Origin of the sequence: Parafrigoribacterium humi, from assembly GCF_040227205.1 — a bacterium.
GTDB classification, from domain to species: Bacteria; Actinomycetota; Actinomycetes; order Actinomycetales; family Microbacteriaceae; genus Parafrigoribacterium_A; species Parafrigoribacterium_A humi.
In genome coordinates this window covers 698761-721463 of the sequence record NZ_JBELOA010000001.1, presented here as the reverse complement: position 1 = coordinate 721463, position 22703 = coordinate 698761, and the positions used below count along the sequence as shown (strand labels likewise).

Sequence of the window (22703 nt, the reverse complement as noted above, 5' to 3'; positions counted from 1 at the left end):
CTTTGCTGTGCGGGGCGTCGCTTCTTGCGGCGCCCCGCACTGGCGGCAGGCCCACATTCCAACTAGCGGGAGAGTGGCTAAACACCAGGAGGGGGGACCTCGTGAAGATCATCCGCAGGCGCTTATATGTCGCCGAGACGCATGACTCCGGAATGTCCCTCATCGAGGTCATCGTCGCGATCGCCATCGTCTCCGCAATCGCGCTCTCCTCCGCCTCACTCGCCATCAACGGCTCTTCCCTGGCGTCGAGCCAGGGACGCAAACAGGTCGCGGTCACGATCGCCAGCGGCGCGATGGAGGCAGCGAGCGCACAAACGGTATCCACGATCTACTCCGGAAGGGCGAAGACCGCCGTACAGGCCGCCTTCGCCGCAAACTCGACCGTGCCCGGCATCGCCGCGGTCGGCGGGGTCGTGCCGACCTATGCGGTCTGGGACACGACGGTTCCGGTTCCCTCGGCCATGAACCTTCCCATCACCGCAGCGCCGATCACGCTCGACGGTACGACCTACACGACGACGACCCTGCTGGGCGCGTGCTATCAGCCTCGAACCGGCGGAGACTGCACGACGATCGCCGGCAAGTCGAGCCCACCCGCGACCGCGCCGGCGGGCTACGTCGCTCTCGTTCGCGTGGTGGTGGTCGTCCGCTGGAGCCCGGATAAGACCTGTGCCGCGAGTGGGTGCTTCTACTCCGCGACAACACTGCTCGATCCCAGCACGGATCTCGAGTGGGTGACCCATGGTTAGCCGCCGCGGCGCGGTGCCGGACGATAACCGGAACGAGGCCGGTGTCACCATGGTCGAACTCATCGTCACGATGTTCGTCTTCGCGATCTTCCTCGCCATCGTGACCTCATCCCTGATCGGCATCACCAAGGCGTCGACCAAGGCCCAGACCGTGTCACGATCGTCCACCGGAGTGCTCAACGTTTTCCAGGCCTTCGATCGCTCCATCCGCTATGCCGATGTCATCAACCCCCCAGGCGCAACGAGCAATGGGCGCTATGTCGAGTTCCGCACCCCGGCAGCGACGACAGGGGGCGCTGCCACCTGCGTGCAGTGGCGCTACGTGCCCTCGTCGAAGACCCTCCAGTCGCGGCAGTGGCCCGACGGTGCGATCGGCTCCGCCACGGCGTGGGCCACCAAGCTCAGCTCCGTCTTCGACAAGGGCGGCAACTATCCCTTTGTGCTCATCCCGGCCGGCAGTGCCGGATCGTCAATGCAGCAGCTCACCCTCACCGTCGTCGCCGGAGACGCGGCCCAGAAGACCGCGGAGATCTCGACCACCTTCGTCGCACGGAACAGCGACGTTGGTTCCAATTCGGGTGGGCCCGTGTGCTCGGCTGGGACGATGCGGCCATGATGACGAACAGGACGAGTGGTCGGCGGCAGGCGAATGAGAGCCCCGCGAGTCGCCTGCGGGATGCGCTCCTCGCGCGACTGCGTCATGACGATGGAGAGCGCGGCGCGGCGCTCCTGAGCGCCATGATCTTCATGGTCATCATGGCCGGTCTCTCTGTCGTGTTGCTGAGCACCGTGCTCAGCCAAACCGTGCCGTCCGTCGCGGCGCAGCGAAACACCAAGACGGTCTATGCCGCACAGGCGGGCATGCAGGCCTCGTTCGCCATGCTTCGTTCCGCCGCAGCCGCACCCGATTCGGCAGGCAATGTCTACGGATCGCTGGGCAAACTCAAGTGCTCGGTGACCGGCCAGGTCGATGCCCAGGCGAACGGGCTCAACTATTCCGCGACGATCAAGTACTACGCGAGTAATCCATCCACGAATCCCGTTCCTCCGGAGATCCCGTGCTCGGCACTGGGGGTGAGTTCGCAGCCCAAGTTCGCGCTCATCACCTCCAAGGGCAGCGCGGCCCCGGGTGCAGGCTCCGGAACCGCGGTGACGGGAGACAGGGCGATCTCCGCGGTCTACGCCTTCAAGGTCACCAACATCAACATCCCGGGCGGTCGTATCTTCGACCAGAACAACGCCGTCTGCCTCGAGGCGGTGCCGCTCGGCTCCGGAAGCGTCGGGCCAGGCTCTTTCATCAAGTTCGTCGCCGCCGCCTCCTGCACCTCATCTGCGACCAACGACGCCAAGCAGCTCTGGGTCTACGCCACTGACTATGAGATCAAGCTCGCAAGCACAATCGGTACTGCAACGCCGCTGTGTATCACCGGGCCCATCAACTATGGCGATTCCACGCAGGACGCGACCCTCCAGAAGTGCCGGACCGATTCCACGAGGTGGAACCAGCTCTGGAGCTGGACGGGCGATTACACCTGGCAGGGACAGAACCCGAGCATCAGTTCCGGCACCAGCGGTTACTACATCGGCGGTCCGATTGCCGCGGGTAATCGGCTCAAGATTCGGACGGACCACAATAACGGAACCTTCAATCCGGCGTCCGCGGTCGGGGCTGGTGCGGCGAGCGTCAACACCATTCAGATCGTGAACTACAAGGAGTTCGGTCGCTGTCTCGACGTCACGAGCGAGGACATCAACTCGAGCTTCATGATCGCGTATCCCTGCAAGCAGGATCCGTCCGGCACGGGTACCCCTGCGGGCACAGGCAAGCTTGCCTGGAACCACAAGTGGTACTACACCGAACCGACCGCACCGGCCACCTCTCTGACCCAGTCCATCTATGTGTATGACGGCTCGGGTACCAAGAAATGCCTCACGACGTCCACAGCGTCCTCGGGCCCGCTCTATCCGACCTTCAGCAATTGCAGCGGTAGCAACAGCCTCCAGAAATGGACCAGGATCGTCATTCCCAGCGACTATCTGAACAGCTATTGGTTCAAGGACAACCTTGGACGCTGCCTGTCTGTGGGTAAGTCGGACGACCTCTACAACGGGTGGTCCAAGATCGTCGTGACGGCCTGTGACGGCTCACTCGCCCAGAAGTGGAACGCTCCGGCGGAGGTCACGAAAGCCACGGTCGGCGGCTACAAGGAGGTGTATAACCAGTGATCGCCTTCCTCATTCTCGCGGGCTTTCTCGGTCTGGTCATCGGCTCCTTTCTCAACGTCGTGGTCTATCGCGTGCCTCTGCGCCACTCCATCGTGTCGCCGGCGAGTGCGTGCCCGGAGTGCGGCCATCCGATCCGGTGGTACGACAACATCCCGGTGGCCTCCTGGCTCGTGCTGCGGGGTAGATGCCGTGACTGTGGTGGGCGCATCTCCGCTCGCTATCCGCTCGTCGAACTGGCAACCGCACTCTTCTTCGTGCTCGTGGCCTTACTCTTTCTCCCGCCCGTCCTGGGCACAACCAGCGGTGTCACAATGGGCGCCCTTACACTCGTTCTCCTTGCCTTCTTGTATTTCGCTGCGATCAGTGTCGCGCTCGCGCTCATCGATCTTGATGTCCACCGGCTGCCGAACACGATCGTTCTGCCCGCGTACCTCGTCGCGACAGTGCTGCTGGTAGCATCGGCCACCCTCTCCGGTGACTACGGCGGGCTGGTGCGGGCCGCGATCGGCGGTGCCGCGCTGGGTATCGCCTACCTCCTCATGGCGGTCGTCGCACCGGGAGGCATGGGTTTCGGAGACGTCAAACTGGCTGGCGTACTCGGCATCTTCCTGGGATGGATCGGCTGGGGGGCACTCGTTGTGGGGGCCATCGCAGCGTTCCTGCTCGGTGGTATCTTCGGGATCATTCTGATCCTGGCCCGCCGCGGTGGGCGCAAGACGGCGATACCGTTCGGTCCGTGGATGCTCCTGGGAGCGTGGAGCGGGATTGCGGCGGGGGGTCCCATCTGGGCTTTGTATCTCGCATCGTTTGGATTGGTTTAAGGGGGGAACACATGAGTTCGAGGATTGTCGGAATCGACATAGGCAGCAGATCGGTGCGTGCCGTGGAGGTGCAGGGTGCGGCAAAGGCCAAGCCTATGATCACTAGATACCACGAGGTGGCGCTGCCGGACGATTCTGTGCGCAGGGGAGAAGTGCTCGAGGTGGGCACGGTCGCCGATGCGCTCAAGAAGCTGTGGTCCGGTGGAAAGTTCACGAGCAGGAACGTCGTGCTCGGCATGGGAGGCCAGCGGGTGTTCGCCCGTGACCTGATCGTGCCGAAGGCCCCGATCGAGCGGATCCGGGAATCACTCCCGTTCCAGGTGCAGGACCTGTTGCCGGTGCCGGTGGAGGATGCGATCCTCGACTTCTACCCGATCTCCGAGGGGGCCAGCAGCGAAGGTCCGATCGTGAACGGCTTGCTCATCGCGGCCATCAAGGATGCCGTGAACCAGAACGTCGACGCGGCCACCAGGGCGCGCCTGAACCCCGTACACGTCGACCTGATCCCGTTCGCGCTCACGAGGGCGCTCGCGCCGATCAACTCGAGTGAGAGCCTGACAGTGCTCATCGGTGTCGGCGCAGACACGACCAACGTGATCATCGCGCAGGGCGGAGTGCCGCTGTTCGTGCGCATTCTGCCGGCGGGCGGAGACGACATCACTCGGGCCATGGCCACGACCCTGCAACTCGAACCAGGCTATGCAGAGGCGCTCAAGCGCGAACTTGGGCTCGGCTCGGCCGATGTCCCGATCGAGCACCGGCCGGCGGTCGAGATCATCTACGCCGTCGTCGGTGAGCTTTTCAACAGCATCCGCAACACGCTCAACTACTTCCTGTCCACCAAGCGGAACTCGCAACTCGAACGGGTCGTCGTCACGGGCGGCGGGACCCAGCTCGCCGGGTTCAACTCGGCGCTGTCCGAGATGATCGGACTTCCGGTTGCGCAGGCGGAACCATTGGGCGGGGTGCAGCTCTCACGCACTGTGGCGTCAGGTACGACACCGCAGCAGAAGGACGCCATGTCCACAGCCTTCGGACTCGCATTGGGGACGAGCGCATGAGCGGTAAGAAGTCTCTCGCGCTCGGGGGAGAGCCCCGGGTCTTTCTCCTGCCGCCGGAGGCCGCGCAGCGTGAAAAGGCGCGCGGGGCCCGCAGGCTCTCGGTCCTGTTGCTCGTGCTCGTCGTCGTCCTCGTCGGCGCGGGATACGGCTACGCGTTCTCGCTGAACTCCTCTGCGCAGGACTCGCTCACCCAGGCACAGGCGCAGTCCGCCGCGCTCGTGAAGCAGCGTAAGCAGTACTCGAAGGCGACCGCGGTGGCGTCGAAAGTCTCCGATGTGACGGACGCCAAACGACTCGGGGCCTCGACGGAGGTGCTCTGGTCCGACCTGATCAGTGCCGTGCGCGGATCGCTTCCCGACGGGGTACTCATAGAGTCGGCGACCATGACTGGGCGGGCGCCATGGCAGCCAGAGCTTCTGCCTGCCGGGCCGCTGCGTGAGCCTCGCGTGGCCACACTCACCTTCGTGATCAGCAGTCCGACCATCCTGGATGCCACGGCCATCGTCCGTTCGCTCGTGGACGTACCGGGGTTCGCGGATGCCACTCCGGATTCGGTCACAAAGGCCGACGGTATCTACAGCACGACGGTAACGCTCAACGTCGACAAGAGGGCGCTCTCCAACAGGTTCGCCGACGACGCGAAGGAGGCATCGAAGTGACCGGCAATCGAATATGGATGCTTGGCGTCACCCTGGCCGCCGTCGTCGTGGTGGCGCTGGGCTGGCTCTTCGCAATCTCGCCGACACTCGCCCAGGCCGACCTGGCGTCGGTTCAGGCCGACAACACGAAGGCCCAGAACGCAGCGCAGCAGATCGCGCTCGTCAAGCTCAAGGGACAGCACGACAAGCTGCCGCAACTCCAGGCAGACCTCGCGAAGCTTCAGGTGGCGATCCCGGATGCGGTCGATCTCGACGACTTCCTCGACCAGCTGCAGCAGCTTGCGCAGGCAACGGGTGTGACGATCACGACGTTCACCGCGGCGGAGGCGACTCCGTACGGCGGCAACGAGGCCGCGGCAACCGGCTCCGCATCGAGTTCCTCCAGTTCCTCGGGCTCGCCGAGTAGTGATTCGTCGACCGCGCCGGCTGACGCGTCGAAGACCGATGCAGCGTCGACCGCCCAAGAAGGGGTGAAGACCAGGCTGTACAGCGTTCCGATCAGCATCGTTCTGACCGGGACCCCGGAGCAGGTCATGGCGTTCACGGACGCAAGTCAGAAGGGCGACAGGTTCTTCCTCGTCACGAGCGACACCTTCACGGGGTCGCGCGACCACCCCGAGGATGACGGCGGAACGCTCACAGGATTCGTCTTCGTCGTACGGGACGCACCACCCTCGGTGACCGCAGCCAAGTAGGTATGCCATGACAGGACCCCATCCGATACGGGAGGCGGTCCTGTCGTGTTTAAAGGCTCCGTTGCTAGAGTGACTCCGTTGGAAGTTGGATGCCCGCGAGGGCTCGACAAGGAGCATGACGTGAGCGACGAGACACAGGAGAACCCCGCCGAACCACGCGCGGGCGAACCGATTCCCACCGATTCCTCCACGGAGGCCGACGCCGCCGTTGAGCAGACTGCGCCGGCGCAGAACGACGACACTGCTCGGGAGGTCGCCGACGACAGCACCCCCGCTGCGGGGACCTCGGACTCGGCCGTCGAGGGCGCAGGGCCCGTCGTCATCGAGTCCGAACCGGAGCAGGCCGAGCCGGTGAGTGACGTCGCTCCCGCCGAGGAACCCGTGGTCGCGGCCTCGGCCCCGGCGCAGACCGTCTACGTGCACGCCCCGGTGCCACCACGCAGGAGGGGCAACCGCGGCATCGGCACCCTCATCGCGCTCGGCTCCGCGATCATCTTCGCGGCGCTCTACGCCGTGGTCGTCTTCGCCGTCGTTCCCGTGTTCGCTCCGCCGCGGGCCGTCGGCTTCGAGTTCCTGGAGTTCATCTCGAGTCCGGCGTTCTTCGTCCCCGTCCTCGTCTTCGCCCTGGGCTTCATCCTCCTCGTGCTGGTCGTCAACAGGGGAGGCTGGTGGGCATACATCCTGGGCAGCCTTGTCGTCGGCGTCTTCGTCTATGTCGTGAGCATCGGCATCCTTCTGCTCGTCAACGGCATCATCGGATCGACACTGAACGAGGGCCTCAGGATGCTGCGTTCCGCTGTCCAGTCCCCGGTGACGATCGTCGCAGGCATCGTCGCTCGCGAGGTCGCACTCTGGATGGGTGCGGCGATCGCTGCTCGCGGCCGCCGGGTGAAGGTCCGCAACGCGGAGGCCAGTGCCGCCTACGATCGCGACACGGCCAGGGCCCGCGCGGACTACGAGAGAGCGGTGGCCGCAAACGCCTCCCGCTGACCCGGGCCCCGATGGCGAGCGTCACACAGGCTCGCCACTCGGGCAGGCGATCCTCGCCTCACTCATGGCCGCCGTGCTCTACGGGGCATTGCTCGGTGCCGCCTACGGCATCATCAGCCTCGTCACCAACCAGGACGTGATCACCGAGCGGGACGTCGGCCCGCTGCTCGGCCCGATCATGGCCGCGACGGCCTGCGCGGTGGTCCTCGTGTCCGTGTTGCTGAGCCTGCGTCCGCGCCGCGGCCCGTTCCGGCTGCCCGTGCTGCGGGCGGTCATGACCGCGATCATCGTGTACCTGCTCGGCCCGATCGTGGGCGGCGTCATCGTCATGTTCGACCGGGGCGACAGTTTCGCCGGCCTGTTCTTCTTCGCGCACAGCGTCACGGGGCCGTTCATCGTCGCCTCGGCGCTCGCCGCGATCCCCGTCGTTCTCTTCGCACCGTTGCTCGCATCGACGACGAATCGTCCGCGCTGACCATTTGACCCACGGCCCGCAGCGAGTTATTCTTTTCAGCGGTGTGCGCTTTGCCGTGCGCTTGAAGTGTGCCCGCCGGATCTCATTCTTCCGGTAACACCTCAGGCTCGGGCATCAGGCATACAAGCTGGGTTTGTTCTCCATCGAACAGCCCCCACGGCATACCACTCAGAAACCCGTTTCCACGGATTCCGCGTGTGGTGCAAGACGGCCAGATTCATTCGTGTTTCAGGTCGGATGCTTAGAACGAAACTGTCACCGTGCAGTAAATACAAGGAGTATGTAGTTGCCCACCATTCAACAGTTGGTCCGTAAGGGCCGCAGCCCGAAGGTCGTCAAGACCAAGGCGCCTGCCCTCAAGGCCAACCCCCAACAGCGCGGCGTGTGCACCCGTGTCTACACGACCACCCCGAAGAAGCCGAACTCGGCTCTGCGCAAGGTCGCTCGTGTGAAGCTGTCCAACGGCACAGAGGTCACCGCCTACATCCCGGGCGAAGGACACAACCTGCAGGAGCACTCGATGGTGCTCGTGCGCGGAGGTCGTGTGAAAGACCTCCCCGGTGTGCGCTACAAGATCGTGCGCGGCGCGCTCGACACCCAGGCCGTCAAAAATCGTAAGCAGGCTCGCAGCCGCTACGGAGCGAAAATGGACAAGAAGTAATGCCACGTAAAGGACCAGCACCGAAGCGTCCCGTAGTTGCGGACCCGGTCTACGGAGCCCCCATCGTCAGCCAGCTCGTCAACAAGATTCTTCTCGACGGCAAGAAGGGTCTCGCCGAGAGGATCGTCTACGACGCACTCCTCGGCGTCTCGGCCAAGAGTGGCGCGGATGCCGTGGCCACCCTCAAGAAGGCGCTCGACAACGTGCGCCCGACGCTTGAGGTCAAGTCCCGTCGCGTCGGTGGATCCACCTACCAGGTGCCGGTCGAGGTCAAGCCTCACCGCGCGAACACCCTGGCGCTGCGCTGGCTCACCACCTACGCCAAGGGCCGCCGTGAGAAGACCATGACCGAGCGTCTCACCAACGAGATCCTCGACGCGTCCAACGGCCTCGGCGCCGCGGTGAAGCGTCGCGAGGACACGCACAAGATGGCAGACGCCAACAAGGCATTCGCGCACTACCGCTGGTAACAGCTTTTCTTCTGCGGGTGAGTAGGCCGCCAGGGCCGTATCGAAACCGGGTTTCGATGTGACACGAGCGCCTACTCAACCCGCAAAAACATTCACCCCAATCTTCGGAGGAACCCGTGGCACAGGAAGTGCTCACCGACCTGAACAAGGTCCGCAACATCGGCATCATGGCGCACATCGATGCCGGCAAGACCACGACGACTGAGCGCATCCTGTTCTACACGGGCGTCAACCACAAGATCGGCGAGACCCACGACGGTGCGTCGACCACGGACTGGATGGAGCAGGAGCAGGAGCGTGGCATCACGATCACCTCTGCCGCTGTCACCTGTTTCTGGAACAAGAACCAGATCAACATCATTGACACCCCCGGCCACGTCGACTTCACGGTCGAGGTCGAGCGCTCGCTGCGTGTGCTCGATGGCGCGGTCGCGGTCTTCGACGGCAAGGAGGGCGTCGAGCCCCAGTCCGAGACCGTGTGGCGCCAGGCCGACAAGTACGACGTTCCCCGCATCTGCTTCGTCAACAAGATGGACAAGCTGGGCGCCGACTTCTACTACACCGTCGACACCATCATCAACCGCCTGGGCGCGAAGCCGCTGGTCCTCCAGCTGCCGATCGGCTCAGAGAGCAACTTCGTCGGCGTCGTCGACCTCGTCGAGATGCGCGCACTCGTGTGGGAGGCAGACTCCAAGGGTGACGTCACGATGGGCGCGAAGTACGACGTTCGCGAGATCCCGGATGACCTCAAGGAGAAGGCTGCGGAGTACCGTCAGCAGCTGCTCGAGACCGTCGCCGAGACCGACGACGCGCTGTTGGAGAAGTTCTTCGGTGGCGAGGAGCTGACCGTCGCCGAGATCAAGGGCGGCATTCGCAAGCTCACCGTCTCGAGCCAGATCTACCCCGTGCTGTGTGGCTCGGCGTTCAAGAACCGCGGTGTCCAGCCGATGCTGGATGCGGTCATCGACTACCTGCCGAACCCCCTCGACGTTCCCGCGATCAAGGGCACCGACCCCCGCGACGAGACGAAGGTCATCGAGCGTCACCCCGATGCGAAGGAGCCGTTCGCGGCCCTCGCGTTCAAGGTTGCCGTTCACCCGTTCTTCGGGCGCCTCACCTACATCCGCGTGTACTCCGGTCACCTTGACAGTGGCGGCCAGGTGGCGAACTCCACCAAGGGCAAGAAGGAGCGCATCGGCAAGATCTTCCAGATGTACGCCAACAAGGAGAATCCTGTTGACGCGGTCACCGCTGGTCACATCTACGCCGTGATCGGCCTCAAGGACACCACCACCGGCGACACGCTGTGTGACCCGAACGCGCAGGTCGTGCTCGAGTCGATGACGTTCCCGGAGCCGGTCATCGAGGTCGCCATCGAGCCGAAGACCAAGGCCGACCAGGAGAAGCTGGGCGTCGCCATCCAGAAGCTCGCCGAGGAAGACCCGACGTTCCGCACCGAGCAGAACCAGGACACCGGCCAGACGGTCATCAAGGGAATGGGCGAGCTTCACCTTGACATCCTCGTCGACCGGATGAAGCGCGAGTTCAACGTCGAGGCCAACGTGGGCAAGCCCCAGGTCGCCTACCGCGAGACGATTCGTCGCACCGTGGACAAGCACGACTACACCCACAAGAAGCAGACGGGTGGTTCCGGCCAGTTCGCGAAGGTTCAGATCTCGATCGAGCCGCTCGAGGTGACCGCGGAGACGACCTACGAGTTCGAGAACAAGGTCACGGGTGGGCGCGTTCCGCGCGAGTACATCCCCTCGGTCGATCGCGGAATCCAGGATGCGCTCCAGGTGGGCGTCCTCGCCGGATACCCGATGGTCGGCGTCAAGGCGATCCTGCTCGACGGTGCCGCGCACGACGTGGACTCGTCGGAGATGGCGTTCAAGATCGCCGGCTCGATGGCGTTCAAGGAGGCTGCTCGCAAGGCCAGCCCCGTGCTGCTCGAGCCGCTCATGGCTGTCGAGGTGCGTACCCCTGAGGAATACATGGGTGACGTCATCGGTGACATCAACTCGCGGCGTGGCCAGATTCAGTCGATGGAAGACGCGACTGGCGTCAAGGTCATCTCGGCGAAAGTTCCACTGTCGGAGATGTTCGGGTATGTTGGCGACCTGAGGTCCAAGACCTCTGGCCGTGCGGTGTACTCAATGTCGTTCGACAGCTACTCAGAGGTGCCGCGTGCGGTGGCCGACGAGATCATCCAGAAGAACAAGGGCGAGTAATTGGCCCGCCTGGCAACAGGCACTTCTGGGTGGGCCGCGACCTCGGTCGTGAAACCGCTCGGATACACCGAGTAACATATCTACACACTCCAAACCAAGAGCATCCGGTCTTATCTCGGAACGGATGCACTCGAAGATCGTCCTGAGGAGGACCACTGTGGCTAAGGCCAAGTTCGAGCGGTCGAAGCCGCACGTAAACATCGGAACCATCGGTCACGTTGACCACGGAAAGACCACGCTGACGGCAGCCATCTCCAAGGTGCTCGCCGACAAGTACCCTTCCGCGGTGAACGTCCAGCGCGACTTCGCGTCGATCGACTCCGCTCCAGAAGAGCGCCAGCGCGGCATCACGATCAACATCTCGCACGTCGAGTACGAGACGCCGAAGCGCCACTATGCGCACGTCGACGCTCCTGGCCACGCTGACTACATCAAGAACATGATCACCGGTGCTGCCCAGATGGACGGCGCGATCCTCGTGGTCGCCGCCACCGACGGCCCGATGGCCCAGACCCGCGAGCACGTTCTGCTCGCCAAGCAGGTCGGCGTCCCGTACCTGCTGGTCGCACTGAACAAGTCCGACATGGTCGACGACGAGGAGATCCTGGAGCTCGTCGAACTCGAGGTTCGCGAGCTGCTCTCCAGCCAGAGCTTCGACGGCGAGAACGCTCCGGTCATCCGCGTCTCCGCACTCAAGGCACTTGAGGGCGAAGAGAAGTGGGTGCAGAGCATCCTCGACCTCATGCAGGCCGTCGACGACAACGTGCCCGACCCGGTGCGCGACAAGGACAAGCCGTTCCTCATGCCGATCGAGGACGTCTTCACGATCACCGGTCGTGGAACCGTCGTCACCGGCCGTGCAGAGCGCGGAACCCTCGCGATCAACTCCGAGGTCGAGATCGTCGGCATCCGCCCGACGCAGAAGACCATCGTCACCGGTATCGAGATGTTCCACAAGCAGCTCGACGAGGCGTGGGCTGGCGAGAACTGTGGCCTCCTGCTCCGCGGTACGAAGCGCGAGGATGTCGAGCGCGGCCAGGTCGTGGTGAAGCCCGGCTCCACCACCCCGCACACGAACTTCCAGGGCACCGCCTACATCCTGTCCAAGGATGAGGGTGGCCGTCACAACCCGTTCTATGCGAACTACCGTCCGCAGTTCTACTTCCGCACCACGGACGTCACCGGCGTCATCACGCTGCCCGAGGGCACCGAGATGGTCATGCCCGGTGACACCACCGAGATGACGGTCGAGCTGATCCAGCCGATCGCCATGGAAGAGGGTCTCGGCTTCGCGATCCGTGAGGGTGGCCGCACCGTCGGCGCCGGCACGGTGACCAAGGTCATCAAGTAACACCGCATCACACGAAGGGCCGCACCCCAGGGTGCGGCCCTTTGTCGTTCCCCTGCACTTTTCTCTTCTCTTCTCTTCTCTTCTCTTCTCTTCTCTTCCCCCTCCCATCCGCACCACTTTCGTCGAGCGTGCTCGTTTGCGCCGAGCGTGCCCGTCGGAACGCACTTGGATAGGCACGCTCGGCGCAAACGGGCACGCTCGGCGGGCAAACGAAGACGGGGGACTACTCCTTGACACGGGCGAGGAGAGTGGGTTTCTCCACGAAAGCGCGGAAGGTGCGCGCGGCTCTCGGCCCGAATGGACATGCTCGACGCATGTCGATGCTCGAACTTCCGCCGCTTGTCACGATTGCTGAGCTTCTCCGCAGTGGCGGATCGCCCGCCTCGTTGCAGCGATCCGCTCGTCGCGGTGACGCACGCATGATTCGTCGAGGTGTGTATCTGCCGACACCTTCGTGGGACGCGCTGGATGCGGAGTCTCGACATCGCATGCAGATCGCGGCTGCCCAGGCCAAGGCGCATTCACCGCTCGTCTTCTCCCACGAGTCGGCTGCCCTTCTCTTCGGCATGCCGATTATCGGCGCGCTTCCAGATCGAGCGCAGGTCACTGCCGCGCCCGAACGTGGCAGGCGCACGCGTCACGATCTCCAGTGGCACGATGCTCGGCTTACCGCGTCCGAGATCGGCGAAGAAGAAGGCTTCAGGGTGACAGGCCCGCTCCGGACGCTTGTCGATCTTCTGGCCTCGCGGTCGTTCATGAGCGGCGTCGCGACGCTCGATCACGCCTTGCACGACATCGAACGCTACGGAGTGACAAAAGAAGCTCTGCAAACGGCGCTGGCAGTGCGGCGTCCATTCCGCAATGTGCGAAAAGTCGACGCGGTGGCGGACTTCGCCACGGGGCTTGCGGATTCGGTGCTCGAGTCGGTAAGCATGGTGTGCTTTCGAGATCTGGGCTTTCCGCTTCCACAGCAGCAACGGGAATACCGTGGCCTCATCACTGGAAAGCAATACTGGGCGGACTTCTACTGGAAGGAGTTCGACGTAATCGGCGAGGCGGACGGCGTATCCAAGTACACCGATCCGGCGTTCCTCCGCGGGCGCACGATCGAGCAGGCGATGCTCGGCGAAAAGGAACGAGAAGACGAACTGCGAGCGCAATGCAGTGGATTCGTGCGGTGGGGCTGGTCCGACGCGTGGTCCAGTGCCCGGCTCGCAGCGAAACTCGCGCGAGCCGGAGTGAAGCGCATCCGCTAGCGCGCCGCGCGCATCCGCGCCTCCGCACACCAGTGGATTCGCCGAGCGTGCCCGTTCGCGCCGAGCGTGCCCATCCAGTCGCGTTTAGACGGACACGCTCGGCGCGAACGGGCACGCTCGGCGAAGGGGGGTGGTGGCGGGCAGAGGAGGGCGAGAAATCCGACACGCCCGGGTTTGCGAGCGGTGTCAGAGTGTGGCAAACTCGTCTAGTTCAACATTCCCGGCGTTTGCGCTGGGATCACTGCCAGGCAGTGCATAGATGTGGATGCCCATGGGCGTCGATCTAGGCCGCGGGTAGCAGAACCGGCACCAACGGCGGCAGACCAGCAATGGTCAGGGCGGCATCGAAGTGCACAGCTTAATCGACCTCGAGAATCATGCGGAGACGTGTGTGCCTCATTCGGGCAACACGCCCGAGCGCGGGGGTCGGTCAGTATCCGAGTGATACGGGCCGGGTGGAGGCGGGAGAAATCCCGAGGAAGCCGGGCATTGAAACATCCACAGTGGTGCGACAGCAGAAGTGCTTCGCAGGTGAGTGTCCGCAGGGGCGCACGCAACAACGCAGACCAGATGGCGCAAGCCAGATATGCAACACCCACGTACTACAGAGAGAGAGTCAGACATGGCGGGACAGAAGATCCGCATTCGACTTAAGTCGTATGACCACGAGGTCATCGACAGCTCGGCGCGCAAGATCGTCGACACGGTGACCCGCGCGGGTGCGACCGTTGTTGGTCCGGTGCCGCTGCCCACTGAGAAGAACGTGATCGTCGTGATCCGCTCCCCTCACAAGTACAAGGACAGCCGCGAGCACTTCGAAAAGCGCACCCACAAGCGACTGATCGACATCATTGACCCGACGCCGAAGGCTGTCGATTCGCTCATGCGTCTCGACCTTCCGGCCGACGTCAACATCGAGATCAAGCTCTAGAGCAGATAGACCAATAGGGAAAACCAATGTCTACAACGAAGACGAGTAAGGGCCTCCTGGGCACCAAGCTCGGCATGACCCAGGTCTGGGATGCCAACAACAAGCTGATCCCGGTGACCGTCGTCGAGATCACCCCCAACGTCGTCACGCAGGTGCGCACCCCCGAGGTCGACGGCTACAGCGCCGTGCAGATCGCCTACGGGCAGATCGACCCGCGCAAGGCGAACAAGCCGGCCACCGGCCACTTCGACAAGGCGGGCGTCACGCCTCGCCGCCACCTCACCGAGGTCCGCACCGCAGACGCCGCCGAGTACACGCTCGGCCAGGAGATATCGGTCGACATCTTCGAGGCTGGCCAGAAGGTCGACGTCGTCGGCACGAGCAAGGGCAAGGGCTTCGCCGGTGTGATGAAGCGTCACAACTTCAAGGGCGTCAGCTCATCCCACGGTTCGCACCGTAACCACCGCAAGCCGGGCTCGATCGGCGCATCCTCGACCCCCAGCCGTGTCTTCAAGGGCATGCGCATGGCGGGCCGGATGGGCGGCGACAGGGTCACGACACTGAACCTCACCGTTCAGGCAGTCGACCTCGAGAAGAACATCATCCTGGTCAAGGGTGCCGTTCCCGGCGCTCGCGGCCGCATCGTATTCGTTCGCAACGCAGTGAAGGGAGCGTAGTTAGATGGCTACCTCACTTGACGTCATCGACTCCTCCGGCAAGAAGGTCGGCTCCGTCGACCTGCCGGCCGAGACCTTCGATGTCCAGACCAACATCCCGCTGATCCACCAGGTGGTCGTTGCGCAGCGCGCAGCCGCCCGCCAGGGGACGCACAACACCCTTCGCCGCGGCGAGGTGTCCGGTGCGGGCCGTAAGCCGTTCAAGCAGAAGGGAACCGGTCGTGCTCGCCAGGGCTCGATCCGCGCGCCCCAGATGACAGGCGGTGGTATCGTCCACGGGCCGCACCCTCGTGACTACGGCCAGCGCACCCCGAAGAAGATGATCGCTGCAGCACTGCGCGGGGCACTGTCCGACCGCGCACGCGGCGGTCGCATCCACGTCGTGGACTCGCTGTCCGTCGGCAAGGCTCCGTCCACGAAGGCGATTGTCAGCCTGCTGAACGACATCGCCACGAGCAAGCACGTTCTCGTGGTTCTCGAGCGCAGCGACGAGCTCAGCTACAAGAGCGTTCGGAACATCCCGACCGTTCACGTGCTGCCCTACGACCAGCTCAACGCGTACGACGTTCTCGTGAGCGACGACATCGTCTTCACCAAGGGCGCGCTGGACGGCTTCGTCGCCGGCCCCGCCGCCGCGGTCAAGACCGAGGATGCCGCGCCTGCGCAGAGCAAGAAGCGCGTCAGCCCCGAGCGGGCCAACCCGGCCAAGGCCGCGGAGGCCAAGGCCAAGAAGGCCGCAAGCAAGAAGGAGAAGGTCAGCGCATGACCGCCACGAACAAGGATCCGCGCGACGTCATCCTGTCGCCCGTTGTCTCCGAGAAGAGCTACGGCCTCATCGACCAGGGCAAGTACACCTTCGAGGTGGACCCCCGCTCGAACAAGACCGAGATCAAGCTGGCGATCGAGAAGATCTTCGGCGTCGAGGTCGCCTCGATCAACACCCTGAACAAAAAGGGCAAGACTCGTCGCACCAAGTTCGGCACGGGCAAGCGCAAGGACACCAAGCGCGCCATCGTGACGCTCAAGTCCGGCTCGATCGACATCTTCACGGCTGTCGGCTAGGGAGCATAAGGAATAAAAATGGCTATTCGTAAGTACAAGCCCACGACCCCTGGTCGCCGTGGTTCCTCGGTTGCAGACTTTGCCGAGATCACGCGCTCGACCCCGGAGAAGTCGCTGCTTCGTCCGCTGCCGAAGACCGGTGGCCGCAACAACGCCGGACGCATCACGACCCGTCACATCGGTGGTGGACACAAGCGCCAGTACCGCGTCATCGACTTCCGTCGCAATGACAAGGATGGCGTGAACGCCAAGGTCGCCGAGATCGAGTACGACCCGAACCGCACGGCGCGCATCGCGCTCCTGCACTTCGTGGACGGCACCAAGCGGTACATCATCGCTCCAGACAAGCTGAAGCAGGGTGACATCGTCGAGTCCGGTGCGGGCGCCGACATCAAGCCGGGCAACAACCTGCCGCTCAAGAACATCCCGGTCGGTACCGTCATCCACGCGATCGAGCTGAAGCCGGGCGGGGGTGCCAAGATGGCACGCTCGGCCGGAGTATCCGTTCGTCTCGTCGCCAAGGACGGCCCGTACGCGCAGCTTCGTCTGCCGTCCGGTGAGATCCGCAACGTGGATGCTCGCTGCCGCGCGACAATCGGCGAGGTCGGCAACGCAGAGCAGTCGAACATCAACTGGGGCAAGGCCGGCCGCATGCGCTGGAAGGGTGTCCGCCCGACCGTCCGTGGTGTCGTCATGAACCCGGTCGACCACCCGCACGGTGGTGGTGAGGGCAAGACCTCCGGTGGACGTCACCCCGTGACGCCGTGGGGCCAGAAAGAGGGCCGCACCCGTCACGCAAACAAAGAGAGCGATCAGCTCATCGTTCGCCGCCGCAATGCCGGCAAGAAGCGCAAGTAGGAGTTCGAGAAGATGCCACGCAGTCTTAAGAAGGGCCCCTTCGTTGACGACCACCTGTACCGCAAGGTGGCGAAGGCGAATGAGGCCAACAGCAAGAACGTGATCAAGACCTGGTCGCGCCGTTCGATGATCATCCCGTCTTTCCTGGGACACACCATCGCGGTGCACGACGGTCGCAAGCACATCCCGGTGTTCATCACCGAGACCATGGTTGGGCACAAGCTCGGCGAGTTTGCCCCCACCCGCACCTTCCGTGGACACGTGAAGGACGACAAGAAGGGTCGTCGCCGCTAACGCGGTGGCGCAAGGAGGAGAGAAATGGTGGAGTCGATCGCACGTGTGCGTCATATCCGCGTGACCCCCACGAAAGCTCGTCGCGTCGTCAGCATGATCCGCGGCAAGCAGGCGCAGGAAGCGCTGGCCATCCTGAAGTTCGCACCGCAGGGTGCAAGCGAGCCCGTGTACAAGCTGGTCGCCTCGGCGATCGCCAACGCGCGGGTCAAGGCGGATGCCAGCAACAGCTACCTGGACGAGCAGGACCTGTTCGTGTCGTCGGCATATGTCGACGAGGGCACGACGCTCAAGCGTTTCCAGCCCCGTGCACAGGGACGCGCGTTCCAGATCCTGAAGCGCACCAGCCACATCACGATTGTGCTGGCGACGCCGGATGAGACCAGCACAGTTGATGCCGACGTGGCTACTTCGGCCAGGAAGGCGGGAAAGAAGTAATGGGCCAGAAAGTAAACCCCTACGGGTTCCGTCTGGGAATCACCACCGACCACGTGTCGCGCTGGTTCTCCGACAGCACCAAGGCCGGTCAGCGTTACAGCGACTATGTCGCGGAAGACGTGAAGATCCGCAACCTGCTCAAGACCTCGCTCGACCGCGCAGGAGTTGCGCGCATCGAGATCGAGCGCACTCGTGACCGCGTTCGCGTCGACATCCACACCGCCCGTCCGGGCATCGTGATCGGTCGTCGTGGTGCGGAGGCCGAGCGTATCCGCACCGACCTCGAGAAGCTCTCGGGCAAGCAGATCCAGCTCAACATCCTCGAGGTGAAGAACCCCGAGGCCGAGGCCCAGCTCGTCGCCCAGGGCATCGCCGAGCAGCTCTCCGCACGTGTGGCGTTCCGCCGCGCGATGCGCAAGGGCCTGCAGGGTGCCCAGCGCGCAGGAGCCAAGGGTGTTCGCATCCAGGTCTCCGGTCGCCTCGGTGGCGCTGAGATGAGCCGTTCGGAGTTCTACCGCGAGGGCCGCGTTCCGCTGCACACGCTGCGTGCGAACATCGACTACGGCTTCTACGAGGCCCGCACCACCTTCGGTCGCATCGGCGTCAAGGTGTGGATCTACAAGGGTGACATCACCAACAAGGAACTTGCCCGCGAGCAGGCCAACGCCAAGTCGCAGCGCCCGGATCGTCGTGACGGTGACCGTCCGCGTCGCGGCGCCGCTTCCGTTGCGCCCAAGGCAGAGGCTGCCCCGGCAGCAGTAGGAGCGGAAGGCTAAATCATGTTGATTCCCCGCAGAGTCAAGCACCGTAAGCAGCACCACCCCGGCCGCACAGGCCAGGCGACCGGCGGCACGACGGTGAGCTTCGGCGAGTTCGGCATCCAGGCTTTGACGCCCGCGTATGTCACGAACCGCCAGATCGAGGCTGCTCGTATTGCCATGACCCGTCACATCAAGCGTGGTGGAAAGGTGTGGATCAACATCTACCCTGACCGCCCGATCACGAAGAAGCCGGCCGAAACCCGCATGGGTTCTGGTAAGGGTTCTCCGGAGTGGTGGGTCGCCAACGTCAAGCCGGGTCGCGTGCTCTTCGAGCTCGCCGGCGTCGACGAGACCATTGCACGTGAGGCGCTCACCCGTGCTATTCACAAGCTGCCCCTCAAGGCACGCATCATCAAGCGCGAGGAGGGAGACGCATAATGGCGATCGGATCCAAGGAGCTTGCCACCGGCGAGCTCGACACCTTTGAAGACAGCCGGCTCCTGGACGAGCTCAAGAAGGCCAAGGAAGAGCTGTTCAACCTGCGCTTCCAGTCGGCCACCGGCCAGCTCGAGAGCCACGGTCGCCTGCGCGCCGTCAAGCGCGACATCGCTCGCATCTACACGATCATTCGTGAGCGCGAGCTCGGCATCCGTGCGACTCCGGCCGCCGTCGAGTCTCCCAAGGCAGCCAAGAAGACCAAGAAGACTGAGGATGCCGCCACGGCGGCTCCTGAGTCCACTGACGAGACGAAGGAGGCCTAGTCATGGCAACGACCAAGAATGCGGCCGCGGAGCCCGCTGCTGCAGAGCGCGAAGGTCACCGCAAGAGCCGTCGCGGCTACGTGACCAGCGACAAGATGGACAAAACCGTCGTGGTCGAGGTCGAAGACCGGGTCAAGCACCCGCTGTACGGCAAGGTCATCCGCCGCACCTCCAAGGTGAAGGCGCACGACGAGACGAACTCCGCCGGCGTCGGCGACCTCGTTCTCATCAGCGAGACCCGTCCGCTCAGTGCCTCAAAGCGCTGGCGCCTGGTCGAGATCCTCGAGAAGGCCAAGTAGGCCACTGGCTTACTTCGAATAAGGACACTTAAATGCTCCAGCAGGAATCCAGGCTCAAGGTCGCCGATAACACCGGCGCCAAGGAGCTGCTCACGATTCGCGTTCTCGGCGGTTCAGGCCGTCGTTACGCCGGTCTCGGCGATGTCATCGTCGCGACGGTGAAGGACGCGATCCCGGGCGGCAACGTGAAGAAGGGTGACGTCGTCAAGGCGGTCATCGTTCGCACCAAGAAGGAGACCCGTCGTCCGGACGGCTCTTACATCAAGTTTGACGAGAACGCAGCGGTCCTCCTGAAGGCCGACGGTGACCCCCGTGGTACCCGCATCTTCGGGCCGGTCGGTCGTGAGCTTCGCGACAAGAAGTTCATGAAGATCATCTCGCTCGCACCGGAGGTCATTTAGTCATGGCGAACATCAAAAAGGGCGACCTCGTCCAGCTGATCAGTGGCCGCAGCCAGGCCAGGGGCGGCGACCGTGGCAAGCAGGGCCGTGTGCTCGAGGTGCTGGTCGGCAAGAACCGCGTCGTGGTCGAGGGACTCAACTACATCACGAAGCACTCGCGCGTCGGCCAGTCCCAGCAGGGTTCCAAGACCGGTGGCATCGAGACCCTCGAGGCCCCGATCCACGTGTCGAACCTGCAGCTCGTCAACCCCGACACCAAGCAGCCGGCACGCGTCGGCTTCACGGTGGAGACGGATGACCGCGGCAAGACCGTGCGCGTGCGTTACTTCAAGGACTCGCGCCGCACTCCCGTGAAGAAGACGAAGACCGACAGCGCGAAGGCTGAGAAGCCCGCCAAGGCCGACGAGGCAGTAGTCGAATCGGCACCGAAGGCAGACAAGCCGGCCAAGGCAACGACGACGAAGGCCGCGGCTGCCACCAAGGCACCGGCCGCTACGGCGTCGGCTGCCACCAAGGCGAAGGCCGCAAGCAAGGCTAAGGACGCAGAGTAATAATGACTGACACCGCAACTGCTGCCCCCGCTGGCAAAATCCAGCCGAGGCTCAAGCAGAAGTACAAGACCGAGATCGCAGCGCAGCTGACGAAGGACTTCGGCTTCACCAACGTGCACCAGGTGCCCGGCCTCGTGAAGATCGTCGTCAACACCGGCGTCGGCGAGGCGGCCCGCGATGGCAAGGTCATCGACGGCGCAGTGAAGGATCTCGCCGCGATCACCGGCCAGAAGCCGCAGGTGACCGCCGCTCGCAAGTCCATCGCGCAGTTTAAGCTGCGTGAGGGCCAGCCCATCGGCGCACACGTCACCCTCCGCGGCGACCGCGCCTGGGAGTTCCTGGACCGCCTGCTCTCGCTCGCTCTGCCCCGCATCCGCGACTTCCGCGGACTCAGCGACCGGCAGTTCGACGGCCACGGCAACTACACCTTCGGTCTCACCGAGCAGTCTGTGTTCCACGAGATCGACCAGGACAAGATCGACCGGGTTCGCGGTTTCGACATCACTGTCGTCACCACGGCCAGGACCGACGACGAGGGACGCGCGCTGCTCAAGGCGCTCGGCTTCCCGTTCCGCACGGCAGAAAACACTCAGTAACACCCACCGATCGCCAGGGTCGGCATCCCATGTAACGGATGTCGAAACCGGGCGAGGAAGGCACCACCATCATGACAATGACAGATCCGGTCGCAGACCTGCTGACCAGACTGCGGAACGCCAACTCGGCGTACCACGAGACCGTGTCGATGCCGAGCAGCAAGCTCAAGTCGAACATCGCAGAGATGCTCAAGGTCGAGGGCTACATCAGCGACTGGAAGGTCGAAGATGCCCGCGTCGGCAAGACGCTCACCATCGACCTCAAGTACGGCCCCAACCGCGAGCGCTCCATCGCGGGCATCAAGCGTGTTTCGAAGCCCGGCCTTCGCGTCTACGCAAAGTCCACGGAGATCCCTCGCGTTCTCGGCGGACTGGGTGTCGCGATCTTGTCGACCTCCTCTGGCCTCCTCACGGACAGCCAGGCGTCGAAGAAAGGCGTGGGTGGGGAAGTCCTCGCCTACGTGTGGTAACTGACAATGTCACGTATCGGAAGACTTCCCATCGACATCCCCGCTGGTGTCGACGTCAAGGTCGACGGCTCGGCCGTCACCGTCAAGGGCCCGAAGGGTGAGCTCGGTCTCACCGTCGCGAGCCCCATCGAGGTCAAGCTCGAGGATGGCCAGGTCCTGGTCACGAGGCCCGACGACGAGCGCGAATCGCGTTCGCTGCACGGACTGACCCGCACGCTCATCCAGAACCAGATCATCGGGGTCACCGAGGGTTACTCCAAGGGGCTCGAGATCGTCGGTACCGGTTACCGCGTTGCGGCCAAGGGCAACTCGCTTGAGTTCGCACTCGGCTTCTCCCACTCGATCACCGTTGACCCGCCGGCAGGCATCACCTTCGCCGTCGAGGGCAACACCAAGCTGACGGTGCACGGCATCGACAAGCAGGCTGTCGGCGAAGCCGCCGCCAACATTCGTAAGCTACGCAAGCCCGAGCCGTACAAGGGCAAGGGTGTGCGCTACGCGGGCGAGGTAGTTCGCCGCAAGGCCGGAAAGGCTGGAAAGTAAACCATGGCTCTCGGAACCAGAGGTAAGAGCAAGTCGGCCGCCAAGGGCCGCCGGCACGCACGACTTCGCAAGAAGGTCGTGGGAACCGAGGCGCGTCCGCGCCTGGTCGTCACCCGTTCGGCTCGCCACGTCTTCGTGCAGGTCGTCGATGACAGCAAGGGTTTCACCCTCGCGTCGGCGTCGACCATGGAGACGGACCTGCGCGGCTTCGACGGTGACAAGACCGCCAAGGCACGCAAGGTCGGCGAACTGATCGCAGACCGCGCGAAGAAGGCCGGCATCGAGGCGGTCGTCTTCGACCGCGGCGGAAGCAAGTACGCGGGTCGCGTCGCCGCCATCGCCGAAGGAGCGCGAGAGGGTGGTCTGGACCTGTGAGCGACACCGAATCCGCTGCTACTACAGCTAACAAGGAGCAGGAA

At 63.9% G+C, this 22703-nt stretch carries 30 protein-coding genes and 1 pseudogene; all 31 read left to right on the top strand.

The genetic code is table 11. The annotated features are described in order from the left end of the window. Positions 1–101 precede the first annotated feature (101 nt). The 31 genes and pseudogenes from ABUA28_RS03535 (at position 102) to rplR (ending at position 22659) form a co-directional block, all read left to right on the top strand. Complete coding sequence (locus tag ABUA28_RS03535; protein ID WP_349902545.1) at positions 102–749, top strand: type IV pilus modification PilV family protein; 648 nt, start codon at positions 102–104, stop codon at positions 747–749. Then, the gene (locus ABUA28_RS03530) at positions 742–1365 is read left to right on the top strand and encodes a PulJ/GspJ family protein (RefSeq protein WP_349902544.1); all 624 of its coding nucleotides are present in this window, start codon (positions 742–744) and stop codon (positions 1363–1365) included. The genes ABUA28_RS03535 and ABUA28_RS03530 overlap by 8 nt, the downstream gene beginning before the upstream one ends. Continuing rightward, complete coding sequence (locus tag ABUA28_RS03525) at positions 1362–2975, top strand: hypothetical protein (protein ID WP_349902543.1); 1614 nt, start codon at positions 1362–1364, stop codon at positions 2973–2975. Before ABUA28_RS03530 ends, ABUA28_RS03525 begins: the two co-directional genes overlap by 4 nt. Continuing rightward, positions 2972–3796 carry a prepilin peptidase gene (locus tag ABUA28_RS03520; protein WP_349902542.1) on the top strand — a complete coding sequence of 275 codons (825 nt, stop codon included), beginning with the start codon at positions 2972–2974 and terminating at the stop codon, positions 3794–3796. Before ABUA28_RS03525 ends, ABUA28_RS03520 begins: the two co-directional genes overlap by 4 nt. An 11-nt stretch (positions 3797–3807) precedes the next feature. Further along, positions 3808–4857: a type IV pilus assembly protein PilM gene (gene pilM / locus ABUA28_RS03515; protein ID WP_349902541.1), complete on the top strand. Its 1050-nt coding sequence runs from the start codon at positions 3808–3810 to the stop codon at positions 4855–4857. Further along, complete coding sequence (locus tag ABUA28_RS03510; protein ID WP_349902540.1) at positions 4854–5516, top strand: hypothetical protein; 663 nt, start codon at positions 4854–4856, stop codon at positions 5514–5516. The genes pilM and ABUA28_RS03510 overlap by 4 nt, the downstream gene beginning before the upstream one ends. Continuing rightward, a complete protein-coding gene (locus tag ABUA28_RS03505) occupies positions 5513–6211 on the top strand; it encodes a hypothetical protein (protein ID WP_349902539.1) in 699 nt (232 codons plus the stop codon). The genes ABUA28_RS03510 and ABUA28_RS03505 overlap by 4 nt, the downstream gene beginning before the upstream one ends. 120 nt (positions 6212–6331) lie before the next feature. Continuing rightward, entirely contained in the window at positions 6332–7201 is an 870-nt protein-coding gene (locus ABUA28_RS03500; protein WP_349902538.1) for a hypothetical protein, read from the top strand. 64 nt (positions 7202–7265) lie between these two features. Then, positions 7266–7676: a DUF6121 family protein gene (locus ABUA28_RS03495; protein ID WP_349902537.1), complete on the top strand. Its 411-nt coding sequence runs from the start codon at positions 7266–7268 to the stop codon at positions 7674–7676. Positions 7677–7962: 286 nt separating this feature from the next. After that, positions 7963–8337: a 30S ribosomal protein S12 gene (rpsL, locus tag ABUA28_RS03490; protein WP_325517316.1), complete on the top strand. Its 375-nt coding sequence runs from the start codon at positions 7963–7965 to the stop codon at positions 8335–8337. After that, a complete protein-coding gene (gene rpsG / locus ABUA28_RS03485) occupies positions 8337–8807 on the top strand; it encodes a 30S ribosomal protein S7 (RefSeq protein WP_349902536.1) in 471 nt (156 codons plus the stop codon). The genes rpsL and rpsG overlap by 1 nt, the downstream gene beginning before the upstream one ends. A gap of 116 nt (positions 8808–8923) precedes the next feature. Then, positions 8924–11038, top strand: a complete 2115-nt coding sequence (fusA, locus tag ABUA28_RS03480; RefSeq protein ID WP_349902535.1) for an elongation factor G — start codon at positions 8924–8926, stop codon at positions 11036–11038. A 157-nt stretch (positions 11039–11195) separates the two neighbouring features. Further along, positions 11196–12389 carry an elongation factor Tu gene (gene tuf, locus ABUA28_RS03475; protein ID WP_349902534.1) on the top strand — a complete coding sequence of 398 codons (1194 nt, stop codon included), beginning with the start codon at positions 11196–11198 and terminating at the stop codon, positions 12387–12389. 314 nt (positions 12390–12703) lie between these two features. After that, complete coding sequence (locus ABUA28_RS03470; RefSeq protein WP_349902533.1) at positions 12704–13645, top strand: type IV toxin-antitoxin system AbiEi family antitoxin domain-containing protein; 942 nt, start codon at positions 12704–12706, stop codon at positions 13643–13645. Positions 13646–14267: 622 nt separating this feature from the next. Continuing rightward, the gene (rpsJ, locus tag ABUA28_RS03465; RefSeq protein WP_147783478.1) at positions 14268–14576 is read left to right on the top strand and encodes a 30S ribosomal protein S10; all 309 of its coding nucleotides are present in this window, start codon (positions 14268–14270) and stop codon (positions 14574–14576) included. Positions 14577–14602: 26 nt separating this feature from the next. Continuing rightward, positions 14603–15253 (top strand): 50S ribosomal protein L3, encoded by a 651-nt coding sequence (rplC, locus tag ABUA28_RS03460; protein WP_349902532.1) that lies wholly within the window; start codon positions 14603–14605, stop codon positions 15251–15253. Positions 15254–15257: 4 nt separating this feature from the next. Beyond that, positions 15258–16019, top strand: coding sequence for a 50S ribosomal protein L4 (rplD, locus tag ABUA28_RS03455; protein ID WP_349902531.1), 762 nt, complete (start codon positions 15258–15260; stop codon positions 16017–16019). Next, a complete protein-coding gene (rplW, locus tag ABUA28_RS03450; protein WP_349902530.1) occupies positions 16016–16315 on the top strand; it encodes a 50S ribosomal protein L23 in 300 nt (99 codons plus the stop codon). The genes rplD and rplW overlap by 4 nt, the downstream gene beginning before the upstream one ends. Before the next feature lie 18 nt (positions 16316–16333). After that, complete coding sequence (gene rplB, locus ABUA28_RS03445; protein WP_349902529.1) at positions 16334–17173, top strand: 50S ribosomal protein L2; 840 nt, start codon at positions 16334–16336, stop codon at positions 17171–17173. A gap of 12 nt (positions 17174–17185) precedes the next feature. Next, a complete protein-coding gene (rpsS, locus tag ABUA28_RS03440) occupies positions 17186–17467 on the top strand; it encodes a 30S ribosomal protein S19 (protein WP_349902528.1) in 282 nt (93 codons plus the stop codon). Positions 17468–17491: 24 nt separating this feature from the next. After that, on the top strand, positions 17492–17902 hold the full coding sequence (gene rplV / locus ABUA28_RS03435; RefSeq protein ID WP_349902527.1) for a 50S ribosomal protein L22: 411 nt from the start codon (positions 17492–17494) through the stop codon (positions 17900–17902). Then, positions 17902–18678 (top strand): 30S ribosomal protein S3, encoded by a 777-nt coding sequence (rpsC, locus tag ABUA28_RS03430; protein WP_349902526.1) that lies wholly within the window; start codon positions 17902–17904, stop codon positions 18676–18678. Before rplV ends, rpsC begins: the two co-directional genes overlap by 1 nt. Before the next feature lie 3 nt (positions 18679–18681). After that, on the top strand, positions 18682–19101 hold the full coding sequence (rplP, locus tag ABUA28_RS03425) for a 50S ribosomal protein L16 (protein WP_349902525.1): 420 nt from the start codon (positions 18682–18684) through the stop codon (positions 19099–19101). After that, positions 19101–19424, top strand: coding sequence for a 50S ribosomal protein L29 (rpmC, locus tag ABUA28_RS03420; protein WP_349902524.1), 324 nt, complete (start codon positions 19101–19103; stop codon positions 19422–19424). Before rplP ends, rpmC begins: the two co-directional genes overlap by 1 nt. 2 nt (positions 19425–19426) lie before the next feature. Beyond that, positions 19427–19723, top strand: coding sequence for a 30S ribosomal protein S17 (gene rpsQ, locus ABUA28_RS03415; RefSeq protein WP_349902523.1), 297 nt, complete (start codon positions 19427–19429; stop codon positions 19721–19723). 32 nt (positions 19724–19755) lie between these two features. Continuing rightward, positions 19756–20124 carry a 50S ribosomal protein L14 gene (gene rplN / locus ABUA28_RS03410; RefSeq protein ID WP_325518105.1) on the top strand — a complete coding sequence of 123 codons (369 nt, stop codon included), beginning with the start codon at positions 19756–19758 and terminating at the stop codon, positions 20122–20124. Positions 20125–20126: 2 nt separating this feature from the next. Continuing rightward, positions 20127–20462, top strand: a pseudogene (rplX, locus tag ABUA28_RS03405) (50S ribosomal protein L24); the annotation flags it as partial. 215 nt (positions 20463–20677) lie between these two features. Then, positions 20678–21271 carry a 50S ribosomal protein L5 gene (gene rplE, locus ABUA28_RS03400; RefSeq protein WP_325518107.1) on the top strand — a complete coding sequence of 198 codons (594 nt, stop codon included), beginning with the start codon at positions 20678–20680 and terminating at the stop codon, positions 21269–21271. Positions 21272–21342: 71 nt separating this feature from the next. Continuing rightward, on the top strand, positions 21343–21741 hold the full coding sequence (gene rpsH / locus ABUA28_RS03395; RefSeq protein ID WP_325518108.1) for a 30S ribosomal protein S8: 399 nt from the start codon (positions 21343–21345) through the stop codon (positions 21739–21741). A gap of 6 nt (positions 21742–21747) precedes the next feature. Beyond that, a complete protein-coding gene (gene rplF / locus ABUA28_RS03390) occupies positions 21748–22284 on the top strand; it encodes a 50S ribosomal protein L6 (protein WP_349902522.1) in 537 nt (178 codons plus the stop codon). 3 nt (positions 22285–22287) lie between these two features. After that, a complete protein-coding gene (rplR, locus tag ABUA28_RS03385; protein ID WP_349902521.1) occupies positions 22288–22659 on the top strand; it encodes a 50S ribosomal protein L18 in 372 nt (123 codons plus the stop codon). Positions 22660–22703 lie beyond the last annotated feature (44 nt).